The 13,849-nt window shown below is 68.7% G+C and carries 16 protein-coding genes; 10 read left to right on the forward strand and 6 right to left on the reverse strand.

What is annotated here, in order from left to right:
- Nucleotides 1–20 precede the first annotated feature (20 nt).
- A complete protein-coding gene (locus tag ACZ5SK_RS20780; RefSeq protein ID WP_334579660.1) occupies nucleotides 21–362 on the forward strand; it encodes a hypothetical protein in 342 nt (113 codons plus the stop codon).
- Nucleotides 363–429: 67 nt separating this feature from the next.
- Here ACZ5SK_RS20780 and ACZ5SK_RS20785 read toward each other — a convergent pair whose 3' ends face one another.
- Nucleotides 430–1,221, reverse strand: a complete 792-nt coding sequence (locus tag ACZ5SK_RS20785; RefSeq protein WP_334579661.1) for a phosphatase — start codon at nucleotides 1,219–1,221, stop codon at nucleotides 430–432.
- Between the two features lie 227 nt (nucleotides 1,222–1,448).
- On the opposite strand from ACZ5SK_RS20785, the gene speB reads away from it, so the two are divergent.
- Both speB and ACZ5SK_RS20795 read left to right on the forward strand, forming a co-directional pair.
- On the forward strand, nucleotides 1,449–2,429 hold the full coding sequence (speB, locus tag ACZ5SK_RS20790; protein WP_334579662.1) for an agmatinase: 981 nt from the start codon (nucleotides 1,449–1,451) through the stop codon (nucleotides 2,427–2,429).
- Nucleotides 2,426–4,123, forward strand: a complete 1,698-nt coding sequence (locus ACZ5SK_RS20795; protein ID WP_468576412.1) for a thiamine pyrophosphate-binding protein — start codon at nucleotides 2,426–2,428, stop codon at nucleotides 4,121–4,123. Before speB ends, ACZ5SK_RS20795 begins: the two co-directional genes overlap by 4 nt.
- Here the strand turns inward: ACZ5SK_RS20795 and ACZ5SK_RS20800 are convergent.
- The gene (locus ACZ5SK_RS20800) at nucleotides 4,091–4,561 is read right to left on the reverse strand and encodes an ATP-binding protein (protein ID WP_443041350.1); all 471 of its coding nucleotides are present in this window, start codon (nucleotides 4,559–4,561) and stop codon (nucleotides 4,091–4,093) included. The two genes, ACZ5SK_RS20795 and ACZ5SK_RS20800, sit on opposite strands and share 33 nt — an antisense overlap.
- Before the next feature lie 182 nt (nucleotides 4,562–4,743).
- Between ACZ5SK_RS20800 and ACZ5SK_RS20805 the strand changes: the two genes are divergently transcribed.
- The gene (locus ACZ5SK_RS20805; RefSeq protein ID WP_334579666.1) at nucleotides 4,744–5,574 is read left to right on the forward strand and encodes a helix-turn-helix domain-containing protein; all 831 of its coding nucleotides are present in this window, start codon (nucleotides 4,744–4,746) and stop codon (nucleotides 5,572–5,574) included.
- On the forward strand, nucleotides 5,571–5,774 hold the full coding sequence (locus ACZ5SK_RS20810; protein WP_334579667.1) for a DUF397 domain-containing protein: 204 nt from the start codon (nucleotides 5,571–5,573) through the stop codon (nucleotides 5,772–5,774). The genes ACZ5SK_RS20805 and ACZ5SK_RS20810 overlap by 4 nt, the downstream gene beginning before the upstream one ends.
- A gap of 235 nt (nucleotides 5,775–6,009) precedes the next feature.
- Here the strand turns inward: ACZ5SK_RS20810 and ACZ5SK_RS20815 are convergent, their stop codons facing one another.
- Together ACZ5SK_RS20815 and ACZ5SK_RS20820 are read right to left on the reverse strand one after the other, a co-directional pair.
- Nucleotides 6,010–6,360, reverse strand: a complete 351-nt coding sequence (locus tag ACZ5SK_RS20815) for a DUF6247 family protein (RefSeq protein ID WP_334579668.1) — start codon at nucleotides 6,358–6,360, stop codon at nucleotides 6,010–6,012.
- A gap of 31 nt (nucleotides 6,361–6,391) precedes the next feature.
- A complete protein-coding gene (locus ACZ5SK_RS20820; RefSeq protein WP_334579670.1) occupies nucleotides 6,392–6,679 on the reverse strand; it encodes a hypothetical protein in 288 nt (95 codons plus the stop codon).
- Nucleotides 6,680–7,208: 529 nt separating this feature from the next.
- Here ACZ5SK_RS20820 and ACZ5SK_RS20825 point away from each other — a divergent pair.
- The 3 genes from ACZ5SK_RS20825 (at nucleotide 7,209) to ACZ5SK_RS20835 (ending at nucleotide 10,220) form a co-directional block, all read left to right on the forward strand.
- Nucleotides 7,209–8,006: a Rossmann-fold NAD(P)-binding domain-containing protein gene (locus ACZ5SK_RS20825; RefSeq protein ID WP_334579671.1), complete on the forward strand. Its 798-nt coding sequence runs from the start codon at nucleotides 7,209–7,211 to the stop codon at nucleotides 8,004–8,006.
- Nucleotides 8,003–9,130 (forward strand): phosphoenolpyruvate carboxykinase (ATP), encoded by a 1,128-nt coding sequence (locus ACZ5SK_RS20830; RefSeq protein WP_334579672.1) that lies wholly within the window; start codon nucleotides 8,003–8,005, stop codon nucleotides 9,128–9,130. Before ACZ5SK_RS20825 ends, ACZ5SK_RS20830 begins: the two co-directional genes overlap by 4 nt.
- 325 nt (nucleotides 9,131–9,455) lie before the next feature.
- Nucleotides 9,456–10,220, forward strand: coding sequence for a GntR family transcriptional regulator (locus tag ACZ5SK_RS20835; protein WP_334579673.1), 765 nt, complete (start codon nucleotides 9,456–9,458; stop codon nucleotides 10,218–10,220).
- 525 nt (nucleotides 10,221–10,745) lie between these two features.
- On the opposite strand, the gene ACZ5SK_RS20840 is transcribed toward ACZ5SK_RS20835, so the two are convergent.
- Nucleotides 10,746–10,898, reverse strand: coding sequence for a hypothetical protein (locus tag ACZ5SK_RS20840; RefSeq protein WP_334579674.1), 153 nt, complete (start codon nucleotides 10,896–10,898; stop codon nucleotides 10,746–10,748).
- An 876-nt stretch (nucleotides 10,899–11,774) separates the two neighbouring features.
- Here ACZ5SK_RS20840 and ACZ5SK_RS20845 point away from each other — a divergent pair.
- Together ACZ5SK_RS20845 and ACZ5SK_RS20850 are read left to right on the forward strand one after the other, a co-directional pair.
- Nucleotides 11,775–12,605: a tetratricopeptide repeat protein gene (locus tag ACZ5SK_RS20845; protein WP_334579676.1), complete on the forward strand. Its 831-nt coding sequence runs from the start codon at nucleotides 11,775–11,777 to the stop codon at nucleotides 12,603–12,605.
- A 110-nt stretch (nucleotides 12,606–12,715) separates the two neighbouring features.
- Nucleotides 12,716–13,387, forward strand: a complete 672-nt coding sequence (locus ACZ5SK_RS20850) for a hypothetical protein (protein WP_468576414.1) — start codon at nucleotides 12,716–12,718, stop codon at nucleotides 13,385–13,387.
- A 7-nt stretch (nucleotides 13,388–13,394) separates the two neighbouring features.
- On the opposite strand, the gene ACZ5SK_RS20855 is transcribed toward ACZ5SK_RS20850, so the two are convergent.
- Complete coding sequence (locus ACZ5SK_RS20855) at nucleotides 13,395–13,745, reverse strand: peptidase inhibitor family I36 protein (protein ID WP_334579678.1); 351 nt, start codon at nucleotides 13,743–13,745, stop codon at nucleotides 13,395–13,397.
- Nucleotides 13,746–13,849: the final 104 nt, after the last annotated feature.

Here is a 13,849-nt window from a genome sequence, read left to right on the forward strand (position 1 = left end):
TGGACGAAAGGGTTCCTCTCATGCGAGCACAGCGCGCGAGGCGTGTCCTCGCGGCGTCGGCTGCCGGCCTGCTGATGGCGGGTGGCGCCGCGATCGGCTCGGCGGGCGTCGCATCGGCGACCGACTCCAACAGCCACGACCACAGCAGCTTCAGTCGGAACTGCGACGACGACAACGGTCACGGCTGGTGGAACAACAACGACGACGACTGCGACAACAACGGCCGTCACGACAACAACCGCAGCGACCACCGCGACAACGGAGACCACGGCAACAGGGACAACGGAGACCACGGCAACAGGGACAACGGAGATCACGGCAACAGGGACAACGGAGATCGCGGCAACGACTACGGTCGGTGACGACTGATCCAACGTCTCCCTGACGCAGTGCGACGTGCGACCCCCAGCGGGCCGCACGTCGGCTGCTTCAGGCCGCCAGTCCCGCCTCGGCCAGCAGATACGCCGTCATCGGGTCGTAGTGGCGGGGGCTCACCACATGGTCGTCGAGGGGGACCGCCACCTGCACCGTCCCCTCGGACTCCGCGATGAACAGCGCCGGGTCGTTGCAGTCGGCGTACCCGACGGAGTCCACACCGTGCTGCCCTGCGTAGCCCGCCCAGCCGTGGTCGGCGACGACGAGGTCGGGCAGCGGCCGGCCCGCCCGCTCCAGAGCGGTGAGGATGGCCTTCATCGGCTCCCCTGAGTGCGTGTGCCACAGCGAGGCCCCGTGTTCGAGGACCGCCACGTCCGCGACCTGCCACACGTACCCCTCGTCCGTCTGGAGCCCGCTCGGGATGACGACGATCTCGCAGCCGGCCGTGCGCAGCGCGGCGGCGGTGGCGCGATGCACATCGAGCAGACCGCCGGGGTGACCGGTGGCGAACAGCACCCGCTGCCGCCCGTCGGCGGCCTTGCGCAGCCGCGCCGCCAGCCGGTCCAGACCGCCGGCCGTCAGCTCGGGGTCGATGGTGTCCTGGCCGTAGCGGTACTCGGGATCGTCGTTCACGCCGACCCGCTCGGCCATCACCGCGAGCACGTCCTGCTCGTCGCTCCAGCGGTCGCCGAGCTCCAGCCCGAGCCAGAAGTTGCGGACGCCGTTCGCGAGTTGGCGGTAGTGGGAGAGATTGTTCTCGCGAGGCGTGGCGACATCCCCGGCGATACGGGTTCTGACGAGGTGGTCGACGAGCTCGACGCGGCTGGGCGTCCCGGGTATCGGCATGCCTCCCATTGTGGGGCAGCCGACTGTGCGCGTCTTGGCTGTTCCGGACGCCGAGACACACGTCAGTGGATGTACGTTCCCTCCACTCCGTGGCTCACAGCTGGACGAAACGTACACTTCGCAGCCGCTTTCCCGCTGCCTAGGGTCGGTGGTCGTCATCGTCATCAGTGCAGTCGCCAGAGAAGCAGCGCAAACGCGACAAGGCGTAAGAAAGAGAGCATTTCTCCATGAGCAGCAACGAGACGCCTCGCGGCCCCGTCGACTCCTCCCGCATCCCGAGGTATGCCGGACCCGCGACCTTCGCCCGGCTGCCCCGCCTCGACGAGGTCGGCCGCGCCGACGTCGCCGTGGTGGGCGTGCCGTTCGACTCGGGCGTCTCCTACCGGCCGGGCGCCCGCTTCGGCGGCAACGCGATCCGTGAGGCGTCCCGGCTGCTGCGCCCCTACAACCCCGCGCAGGACGCCTCTCCCTTCGCCCTCGCCCAGGTCGCGGACGCCGGCGACATCGCCGCGAACCCGTTCAACATCAACGAGGCCGTCGACACCATCGAGGCGGCGGCGGACGACCTGCTGGGCACGGGCGCACGCCTGATGACCCTCGGCGGCGACCACACCATCGCGCTGCCTCTCCTGCGCTCGGTCGCGAAGAAGCACGGCCCGGTGGCGCTGCTCCACTTCGACGCGCACCTCGACACCTGGGACACGTACTTCGGCGCGGAGTACACGCACGGGACGCCGTTCCGCCGGGCGGTCGAGGAGGGCATCCTCGACACCTCCGCCCTCTCCCACGTCGGCATCCGCGGCCCGCTCTACGGCAAGCAGGACCTCACCGACGACGAGAAGCTGGGCTTCGGCATCGTCACCTCGGCGGACGTCTACCGCCGCGGCGCGGACGAGGTCGCCGACCAGCTGCGTCAGCGCATCGGCGACCGCCCCCTCTACATCTCCATCGACATCGACTGCCTCGACCCGGCGCACGCGCCCGGCACGGGCACGCCGGAGGCGGGCGGCATGACCTCGCGCGAACTCCTGGAGATCCTGCGCGGCCTCGCGTCCTGCAACCTGGTCTCGGCGGACGTCGTCGAGGTGGCCCCCGCGTACGATCACGCGGAGATCACGTCGGTGGCCGCCTCCCACACGGCGTACGAACTGACCACGATCATGTCCCGCCAGATCGCCGAGGCCCGCAAGGAGAACGACGGCAAGTGACCCACGACCACGACCTGGAACTCCGCCCGACGGCAGCCCAGACGAAGGCGGCACTGAACCCTCCTCCGGGCCGCACTGGCGGAGACCTGGTCGTGGAGACGCTGTCCGGGCTCGGCGCGACGACGGTCTTCGGCCTGCCCGGCCAGCACGCGCTCGGCATGTTCGACGCCCTGCGCCGCTCCTCGCTGCGCTACATCGGCCTGCGGGTGGAGAACAACGCGGGCTTCGCGGCGGACGCGTACGGCCGCATCACCGGCGAGGCGGCCCCGCTGCTCCTCTCGACGGGCCCGGGCGCGCTGACGTCGTTGGCGGCGCTCCAGGAGGCCGCCTCCGCCTCCGCCCCCGTGCTGGCGATCAGCAGCCAGATCCCGACGGCGGGCCTGGGCGGCGGCCGCCACGGCTATCTGCACGAACTCCCCGACCAGGCGGCCTCGTTCCGGGGCGTGGTGAAGTCGGTCCACCAGGTCCGCACCCAGTCCCAGATCCCGTCGGCGATCGCGGAGGCCTGGAAGTCGGCGCTGACGGCGCCGCACGGCCCGGTGTGGGTGGAGATCCCGCAGGACGTCCTCCTCGCCGAGACGATGCTGCCCGTGGTGACGGCACCGGACGCGACCCCGGAGGAACTGGTCCCCCGCCCCGAACTGACGGCGCTGACAGCCCACTTGCTGTCCAGCGCCGCCCGTCCGGCGATCATCGCGGGCGGCGGAGTGGTGAGGGCGGACGCGTCCCGCAAGCTGCGGCAGCTGGCGGAGCGGCTGCAGGCCCCCGTCGTCACGACCTACGGCGGCAAGGGCGCGTTCCCGTGGACGCACCCGCTCTCCCTCCAGTCCTGGCTGGAGGACCGCCACACGACGGACTTCCTTGAGGACGCGGACGTCCTGCTGGTGGTGGGTTCCGGCCTGGGCGAATTGTCGTCCAACTACCACACGTTCAAGCCGCGGGGCAGGATCATCCAGATCGAGGCGGACCTCGGCAAACTGGAGTCCAACCACCCGGCGCTGGGCATCCACGCGGACGCCCGCCTGGCGCTCCAGGCGCTGCTGGAGACGGTGGAGGAACGATCGGACGAGACGGCGAGGAACCGGGTGGGAGAACTCCTGACGAAGGTGGCCGACCGCATCGCCGCGCAGGAACTGACCCTGGAACAGAGCCTGTTGACGTCGATCCGCAGCGCCCTCCCCGCCGACTCCCCGTCCTTCTGGGACATGACGATCCTGTCCTACTGGGCCTGGTCGGCCTTCGACCCCAAGTCCCCCAACACCATGCACTCGGCCCAGGGCGCCGGCGGCCTCGGCTACGCCTTCCCGGCCGCGCTGGGAGCGGCGGCGGCCGACCCGACCCGCCCCGTCCTGGCGGTCTCGGGCGACGGCGGCGCGTTGTACTCCATCGCGGAGTTGGCGACGGCGAAGCAGTACGCCCTCCCCGTCACCTGGCTGATCATCGACGACGGCGGCTACGGCATCCTCCGCGAATACCTGACGGACGCCTTCGGCGAGGCCGCGGCAACGACAACTGCAACGGAACTGACCCGCCCGGACTACGCGGCCCTGGCGGAGTCCTTCGGCGTCCCGGGCGTGCGGACGTCCCCGGAAACCTTGGAGACGGACCTGACGAAGGCCCTGTCTGCCCCCGGCCCGTCGGTGCTCGTGCTCCCCGCGGTACTACGGATGTTCGCGCCTACGCATCTGGACTGACTCCAACGTCACCCGCTGCTCGCGCAGTTCCGCCCACACGGTCTTGCCTGGGGCGGCCGGGCGAGGGACAACGCCCCAGTCGTCCGCGAGGGCGGCGACGAGGAGCAGGCCGCGGCCGGACTCGGATGCGGAGTCGGGGGCCGGGGAAATGGATGGGGGCTGTTTCTCGGCGCGGGTGTCGGTCACCTCGATGCGGAAGGTGTTCTCGGCCAGGGTGAGTTGGAGGTGAAAGTCCCGGCCGGGGACGTGGCCGTGGCGTACGGCGTTGGCGGTGAGTTCAGCTGCGATGAGGGTGAGAGTCTCGTTCACCGGGGTTGCGTAGGGGTGGCCCCAGTCGTCCAGGCGGTGCGAGACGAGTCGGCGGGCGAGGCGGGCGCCGCGCGGCGTTGAGGTGAAGCGCATGGCGAACTCGCGTTCGGGTGCGAGACGCTGTGGCATATGCCCGTTCGGGGGAGTTGCTGACTTCATGGGGTAAACGGTTGCGGACTCTGCGTAGCGTTGACCAGGAGCGACGTGCTGACGGGTGCGGGCTGTACGCGTGGGCGGAGCGCTTGTGTGTGGTGTTGGCGCGACCGGGCGGAGTCCGGTGGCCGGGACGGTCGTACGGGAGGAGTCGCGGCGTGGACGACGAGGTTCAGCAGCCGGAGTACGAGGTCGGAACGGGCATGCTGTGCGTGTTCGGCCGGCAGTTGAAGCTGTTCCGGGACCGGGCGGGCATGGATCGCGCGAGGCTCGGGTCGCTGACCGGGTACTCGGCCTCGACGATCGCGGCGTTCGAGCAGGCGAGACGTATTCCGCCGCCGAAGTTCATCGACCGGGTGGATGAACTGCTGGACGCCGGTGGAGTGTTGAGCGCGAGCAAGGAGGAGGTGGCTCGGGCCCAGTATCCGGCGTTCTTCCGGGACGCGGCCAAGTTGGAGGCCGAGGCGGTTGAGCTTCATGTGTACGACACCCAGCTGGTCAACGGTCTTTTGCAGACCAATGAGTACGCGCGAGCGGTGTTTGCCATGTGGCAGCCACTGCTGGACGAAGCTCAAATCGAGCAGGGAGTGGCCGCACGACTGGCCCGGCAGGAGATCTTGTCCCAACGCTCGGCGCCGCACCTGAGTTTTGTGATCGAGGAGGCTGTCCTTCTCCGGCCGCTCGGTGGGGAGGCCGTCTGGCGAGGCCAGTTGGAGCACCTCAGGCTGATCGCGGAGAAGCGCAACGTCGTGATTCAGGTGATGCCGTTGTCCCGCCAGGAACATGCGGGGCTCGCTGGCCCGTTCACCTTGATGGAGACCAAGGATGGGCGGAGGATGGCGTACACGGAGGTACAAGGCAGCAGTCGTGTCCACACGGAGCGTCTGAAGGTGCGAGAACTTGAGCGTACGTACGGGATCCTTCGCGCGCAGGCCCACACTCCGACAGAATCGCTGGCGTTGATCGAAAAGCTGCTGGGAGAGAGATGAGCGCGGAAAAGACGCGGCCGGACACCGATGCCCTGGCATGGTTCAAGAGCAGTTACAGCGCTGGCGACGGGGGACAGTGCGTCGAGGTCGCCTCCCGCCCCGGCACGGTCCACGTCCGCGACTCAAAGGACACAACCCGCGCCGCACTCGCCGTAGACCCCACGGCGTGGACCGCGTTCGTCGAGTTCGCGGCACTATGACAGGGGTCGGGGCCTTCGTAGGCGGGCCGGTGCCCTCGATCCAGCCTTGGAGCGAGGGCGCCGGTGCGGTGCGGGCCCGTCAGCTCTCGCCCTCCTTCGAAGGGGTGGCCGATGCGGCGGACGCCCACGGCTTCGGCGATACGGCGGGCGAGGTCTTCGACGTCTTGCCTGTAGAGCTCGGGGAGGTCACCGACGACGTGTTCGGCGTCAGGGTTGTACTCCCAGGCCCAGTCGCTCACGCGGCGTCGGCCTCCGCGTCGGCGAGGATGCGGCCGAGTTCGGCGGAGGCGGCGCGGCGGGCATCTTTGTCGTCGCTGGTGGCGACGGTGTGTTCGCATGCCCGGAAGCGGGCGGCTCGTTCGGGCCACCGCTGGACGGCGACCCATGTCCACCAGTGATCGACGAAGTGGCGGCCGGGTAGCAGGCTGAACTCGTCGCGGGCCTGGTTCATGGCTTCGGCCCAGTGTGTGTCGAACTTGGGCAGGGCTTCGGGGCTGAGGCGGGCAACGGCGATCCGGAGGGCGGCGGGGCTCCTGTCCGGCATGGGGATGAGCGGCCCCGCCGGGGTGTCGGTGAGCCTGGTCATGAGCGGCGTTCCTTTGCGGCGGCGGTGTTCGTCAGGCGGCTACGGGGGCGGGCGTGGTCTGCTTGAGTTCGTCACGCTGGGAAGTGGTGACCATGCATGCGTACGGGTGGATCTCGCCTTGGGCGTAGGCGTCCAAAAGGATCTCGCAGAGCGCGGACATTGAGCGAACCTTGTCCTTTGCGCGACGCTTGTCCGCGCCGGTCCACGCGGTGTCGGTTGCGAAGACGGTCCGGCCGCGGCGAGGACCGGCATCCCGCCTGGCGGTGGTGCGGGACAGGGTGAGGGTTCCGGCGGCGTAGTCGGTGAGGGCTCGGCTCATGACCCAGATGAGAGGCAGTCCCTCGCTCTTGGCTCGTTCGCCTGCGCTCTCCCAAACGGCCTTTCCGACATTGGGGGCGCGTTCGCTCTCTCCTGCTGCCGGCATGCTGGGCTCCGGTTCTCGTGACGGCGCTTTCTACCAATCGAAACGGTACTACGGATCAGGGTGCCATCCCACATGCGGAAACGGTGACGGCGTTCCGGTCGGAAAGCACCTCTCCAGCCTGCCGCTGGCGGAACCCTGGCACCGAGCGACGGATGGGGAAGTCGTGGAGGGCGAAGTCGTTGAAGATGCCTGAACCCCGAGGGGGCGGCCGAGGCGGTGGGCGTTGTCGTCATCGCCGCCGGGGGCGGTGATCTGTCGGCGTGAGGGCTCGCCCGTCACCCCGCCTCGCTGCTCATGGCAAACCGCGTAGACCCGTCGAAGTGCCGGACCCCCGGGGCGGGGGCAAGGGGACGATCTCGAGGCGGAGGTTTCATCCGCTCCGTACTCCCAGCTCCTGATCACCTCACGCACCGGCGAGCAGACCTTGGCGTTGGTCGATGACCTCGCCGACATGCGCGCGGCGTACGGCTCCCCGGTGCGGCCGCACGGCGCCCGGGTCGCGGACCTGTGGGACTGCGCCGCGGTGGTGGTTGCCGTCCGGGCCCGGTTCACCAACACCAGTGCGACGGACGTCCGCATGGGCGGGGCGCAGGCGAACACGCCCGTCGTGCGGGAGCTCGCCGCCCAGCTCTCCGGCTACGCCGGCACCGTCCTGATGGTGACGAACCCCGTCGACCTGATGACGCGGCTCTTCGCCGAGACGTCCGGCTGCCTACGAGTCTTCGGCATCGGCTCCAGTCTCGACACCGCCCGCTACCGGCTCACCCTCGCCCGCCTCCTCGGCGTACCCATGGACGCCGTCGCCGGGCACGTCATCGGCGAGCACGGCGACGCCGCCGTGGTGTGTGCCTCTTCCACCACCGTCAACAGGCAGAGCGTTCCCGTTCCCCTTCAGCAGGTACGCGACGAACTCGCCGCCCGGCCCCGCCGGATCAACGCTGGAATCGGCCGCACCAGGTGCGGACCGGCCGGTGCCGTGCTCTCCACACTGCGCCTTGCCCTCGGCGCCGAGGACGGGGTGACCGAGCTGTCCGCGCCCTATGGAGACGGCTGCCTCGGAATCCCGTTGCGGTTCACCCGAGGCCGGCCTCTGCCGTGCGTGCCTGCGTTGGATGAAACGGAGGCCCGCCAACTCGAGGCGGCCCGCATCAAGCTCCGCGACGCCTACCAGGCCGTGCGCGGGATCCCCATCCGACAGCTTCCCGCAGGGAGGAACTCATGACCCACGCCGTACGCCTGGAGTCCGCTGGCGCGTCCATGGCCGTCATCTCCACCGACAAGGCCGTGACCGACTGGACGGCCCGGTACTTCGGGCCGTGGTGGAAGGCGACAGAGGTCCCGCCGGAGAGCGTCTGCGCGGACCCGGTCGTCATCGCCGAGGTCTCGCCCGACCAGTACGCGAGTGCGGCCCTCGCGGTGACGCAGGCACCCAACGAGAACCTGACGTACGCGAAGGCACAGATGCTTCTCACCCGCGACGTCGCGGCCCGGGTGATCCGGGGCGTGCAGCCGGACGAAGGCCTCGCATACCGGTCGGAGCCCGACGCAGGGAAGCTGACCGTCTTCGGCCGTGACACCGAGCCGGTCGCGACCGCGACCGCGCGCCTGGCCCGTGAGGTGATGCGCGGGATGCTGCTCCGCCAGGGCTGGTCGGTGCTGCACGCCTCCGCCGTCGTCAAGGACGGCCGTACGATCCTGACGTTCGGACAGAAGGGCGCGGGCAAGACGACGACCGCCCTCGCGTTGGCGCAGCGGCACGGGATCGGCCTGCTGGCCAACGACCGCGTGTTCGTCCGCGTAAACGGCGCGGGCGGCGTGGATGTGCTGCCATGGCCGTCTGCCGCCGCGATCGGCCTCGGCCTCCTCGATGCCCTGAGCTGGTTCGAGATCACGCGTGAGCGGCTTCAGGGCGGCGAGCAGCTGCACCCGACGCAGAGCGAGCGGGTGACGGAGGCCCTCCTCGCGGGCGATCGCGAGCCGCTGTGGGACGCCGGCAAGGAGTTGAAGACGCAGGTCTTCCCGGACCAGTTCGAGCGCTGGTACAGCGTGCCGCTGGCAACGGGCGGCGAGGCTGCGGCCCTCGTCTTCCCACGCATCGAGGCCGGCGCCGAACCGGCCGAGGAAGAGACCGTGCGGACGCTGACCGACCACGACTTCATGAGCGGCAAGACCGAGGACCGCTACCCCGACGTATTCGCGCTGGCCCGGGTCGACGGCGGCGGCACCGAGGAGTCCCGGCAGGAGGTCGCCAGGCACCTGGGGACACTGCCGCACCACTCGGTGGTCCTCGGCCACGACGTAGTGGCAAACGCTGACTTCCTGGCAAAGCTGACCGGCTGCGCCTGACTTGAAGGCCCCGGTCGTACTGCGTGACGGCGTACGGCCGGGGCGGCCACACCACACCTGATCCGTGGAGGACCACGTGACCGCTCGCTCGATCATCACCGGAGTCCAGGCTGCGTCCTGCTAAGCCGTGCGCCCCCACCCGTCCAGAAGCGCCAGCGTACGCAGCGTTTCGGCCTCGCTGCCGGTGTAGGCGAAGGTGCGCCGGCACCCTCGCCAGGCATCTCTAGAGATATGTGCGAAAGTGCTCGGAAGGTGTCGCCGTCCGGCTGTAGTGCGTGACCCTTGGTGCCTAGGACGTCTAGAGATGATCAGAGGAGAGACCTGGATGAGCAGCCGGGATGCGGGACGTCAGCCCAAGTACCAGCGCATCGCCGCGGAACTGCGTGCGGCCGTTGCTGCGGGCGAGTACGGGCCCGGCGAGCGGCTCCCCGGCGAGAACGACCTCATGGTGGCGCACGGCGTGGCCCGCATGACGGCCCGGCAGGCGCTCGGGGTTCTGCAGGCGGAGGGGATCGTCGAGGCACGTAAGGGTGCCGGGGTGTTCGTACGGGACTTCAAGCCGATCCGGCGGCGGGGCATCGAGCGTCTCGCCCACGCGCGGTGGGGAGAGGGGCGATCCGTCTGGGAGGCCGATGCCGCCGGCCGTGAGCTCCTCGTCGACTCGGTCGAGGTGAGCGAGGAGGACGCTTCCGATGCGATCGCGGGTGTCCTCGACATGGCCGAGGGCGGGGGCGAGAAGGTCTGCGTCCGTCGGCGCCGCTACACCCTCGACGGCAAGCCCGTACTGCTCGCCACGTCCTACCTGCCTGCCGACCTCGTCTCCGACACCCCGATCACCCAGCCCGACACGGGACCCGGCGGCCTCTACGCCCGGCTCGCGGACCTGGGCCGCAAGCCCGTCCGCTTCCGCGAGGAGATCCGCTCCCGCATGCCCAGCGCGGACGAGGCCGAGCGGCTGACGTTGCCTGCGGGCGTGCCGGTCGTGCTGGTCGCACGCACGGCTTTCGACGCCGAGGGCGCTGCCGTCGAGGTCAACGAGATGGTGCTGGACTCGTCGGCGTACGTGCTGGAGTACGGCTTCGAGGCGTGAATTGAAGAATTCAGCGTGAGTCGCCGTCGATTGAATCAGAAATCCGAAGGTAACGCGCCACAAGCGGACTGTCGCCCTCATATGCGAGTAGTCGCAGTTCGTCGCCTCCGGGAGCCTGGTAGTCGAATAATTGCATGCCAGGTCGCCAGCTGGTGCTTCGCACGGCACGCCCACCAACCGGCAGTCGCACGGCCCGCCGAGCCGGACGCTTAAAAAGGGCACCACCTGCGTCACCGCTGAGCTTTCCGTACACAAAAGCCCTACGCCGCAACCCCTTCCGCCAAGAGATACGACAGGGGACGGGGACATTTTCAGCCCGTTCAGATTCCATCGCGCGCCGAGCCGACCGTCTCGCAATAACTGTCCGAGCCGCGGCACCCGCAAGTGCCGCGAAAAGGGCAAACGCAAGAAATTCCAGCATTGAAGCAACCCTTCCAGATGCGGGTCCCGTGTCCCCGGCAATCCCCAGGGAATTGACGATCCTACGGGCGGCGCCGCAGATGGTTTCCGATAGCACTTACCGAATTAGGGGACCGGATCCTCGGCCATGATCGCGTCGCGTGTCACCTCGAAGGCGGCTTCGGCTTCCGGATCACGTTCCATCATGCGCTCCCAGAAATCTCCTGCGATCCATTCCTTCGGCCCCAGGCTCAGCCCGCCTCCCTGGTAGATCTCCACACTCCATTGGGAAGGGATGGCGTCAGAGACCTGCTCAAAGTATCTCTCGCTGTACAGTCCGGCGAGGTTGCCTGGCGAGCTCTCGATTCGCAGGGAAGAAGAACCGTCACTCCGTACATGAAGTTCGAGTACGACGTGTTCTTGCCCTGGGGTGAAATAATATCTGCCATCGGTCGGTTTGGGAGGCCCCTCCGGGACGCCGCGGTAACGAACTCTCATTGCCTCTGTTCTCCGCCCATCTTATAGTGAACTTCTCCAGTCGCATTGTTCATTTGGAAATGGATATCGAAAATTCCCTCACCTCCCGGAGTGTTAATTCGCGGAGTGCCTCACTTAGCCCACTGGTGAACCCCGCCGTGTGCCCGCACAGTATTCTTTCAGGTGGTCGTTCACCATCTCGGAGCCGTCCTGAATTTTCTGGGAACGTGCGATAGTTTCTGCGGTGGGATCACCATCCCTCGTGGGCATTTTAGCCACTGCGGCTGCATCAGCCTCGTACTCTTAGCTGTTTCTGTTTCCCAAGCCGGTTTCCTATTTTGGCTATGACTGGCCCGACAGCTGCAGCGACCGGGGCACCGACCACAGCCACCGTCACGGCTGTGGCAACTCCCAGCACGATTCTCCGCCAGGTTGCGAGCTTCCCGGTGTCTGGCAGATCGTCGGCGTTGGGGTCGTAGTGCGGGTTCGTTGTGCTGGCATGCTGCTGTTCATAGTCGACCGGGCTTCGGTGACCGAGGGCCGAGTGACGCCGCCTGCGGTTGTACCAGGTCACGCGGTCCGGCAGGAAGCACTCTTTCGCTGGTTCGCACACGTGTGTCACCCTGCGTCCACGATGCGTGGGGCGAGGGCGGGGATCTCTTGAGCAAACGCGGTTGGTTGAGCGCCCGGAAGTGGTTCAAGCGTGGGGTCGCTCTCGCCGAGCAGGGAAAACTGACGGAAGCGCGTGACGCGTACCTCCGTGCGGCGGAGTCCAGCAGCGTGAACGCTCAGTACAACCTGGGGCTCGTCTACGTCGATCTCGGTGACCTCGACAACGCGATCCTGTGGTTCCGCCGGGCTGCCGCCGCTGGAGACGCCGGTGCCATGCACAGTCTCGCGCTGAATCTCTACGGCGGGGATCGGAAGGCGGTCGCCGAGGCGCTGCGCTGGTACGCCGAGGCGGCCCTGCGCGGTCACGCGCCATCGCAGTACAACCTGGCTCTCCACTACCACCTGGCGGGTCAACTCTCCCTCGCCGAGCGCTACTACGAAGAAGCGGCGAAGCAGGGGGACCTCGATGCGGAGGTGTCCCTGGCAGGCCTGTGGTACGGCCGGGGCCTCCACCGGGAAGCCGAAAAGATGCTGCGCCGGGCAGTGGTCAAGGAGCATCCCGGGGCGCTCGACTTCATGGGCAAACTGGCCGAGAACCGAGGTGACACCGAGGGGGCCGCCGGATTCTATGCGCGCTCCCACGCGGCGGGATTCTCCGGTGCGGCGGTGAACCTGGGGATGCTGTACCAGAGTCAGCAGCGCGAGGCGGAGGCCGAGGAGTGGTTCCGTAAAGCGGCCGACGCCGGGAACGCCGGCGGCATGTACGCCTTGGGCCGGCTGATCATCGATCTGGACCGGTCGGACGAGGCCCTTGTCTGGTTCCGCAGGGCCGCCGAACTGGGGGACGCGTCGGCGCAGCACGCGGTGCGGGTCCTCACCGCGCGCGAAGAGGAATGACACTTCGCCACACTCCAGAGCGCCGATGTCCCCGAAGGGCCGGGCGCCCTGCCCGAAGGCGAGGCGGAAACGCGCGGCTCCTGTCGGATGGTCGTTGATACCGTCCGGCCATGTCTGAATCAAGTGGATCATCAGGTCCCGGCCCCGGCCCCGTCACCGCCCATGATGTGCAGTACGCCGTCCGGCTGGCCGTCGTCGCGCTTCGAGGTGTCGAGGCCGCGGCCGACTGGGATGCCAACGCGGGCTCGCTGGAGTGGAGTTGTTGGGAGACCGTCGAGCATCTCGCCGATGATCTGTTCGCCTATGCCGCTCAACTCGGGCCCGAGCAGCCGCCGTTGGACGCGGAGGTGCCGTTCGTCTGGAGTCGGAGGAAGCCAGGGGCGCCGGCGAACGTGATCTTTGCCGATCGTGCGGCCGGGCCGGGCGGGCTTGCGCAGGTGTTGGACGCCTGTGGGGCGATGCTGGCGGCCGTGGTGCGGACGGCGCCGGCGAGCGTCAGGGCTCATCATGTCTTCGGGGTTTCCGACGCCGAGGGCTTCGCCGCCATGGGGGTCGTCGAGACGCTGGTGCACCTGTACGACGTCGCCGAGGGGCTCGGGGTCGAGTGGGAGGAGCCGGATGCCGGGCTCTGTGACCGGGTGCTGGCGCGGCTGTTTCCCGATGCGCCCACCGGCACCGACCGGTGGCCCACGCTGCTGTGGGCCACCGGTCGGGGGGAGATTCCGGGGCATGCGCGTCTCACTCGGTGGCGGTGGTACGGCGTTCCCCGGGGCGAGCGGTAAAGAGGCCTCAGCAGGCGCCCGGGCCCACTCCGTCGATCCTGCCGCCGAAGTCGCCCTGGTAGCGCGAGCGCCAGTCGCCGTTGAAGACGTCCCGCTTCTCGACCGGCCCCCAGTTGATGAAGCAGGCGCGGGTGCTGGCCACGAAGGAGCCGACGTGGTCGTGGAGGTAGGGAGGCATGTCGCGGTAGCCGCTGCGGGCGGTCCACTCCCAGCTGCTGCCGCCGAAGTCCTCGCCGCTGTAGAAGCAGACCGAGCCGTCGGGACAGGACGGCGCCGCCGCGGCCGAGGCGTCCTGGGCCGGCAGGACGAGAGCGGTCAGGGCGAGGGCGGCGGCGCAGGACCAGGCGCGAAGTTTCATGAACGTCTCCGGAGGAGGAAATGAGGGTGCTCAGCGCCTCGGCGGACCGCCGAGGCCGCCTTCATGCTTCCGGCCCGGCTCCGCGACATGCCCGGGGTGATGAT

This window comes from Streptomyces sp. NPDC031474 (assembly GCF_055581185.1).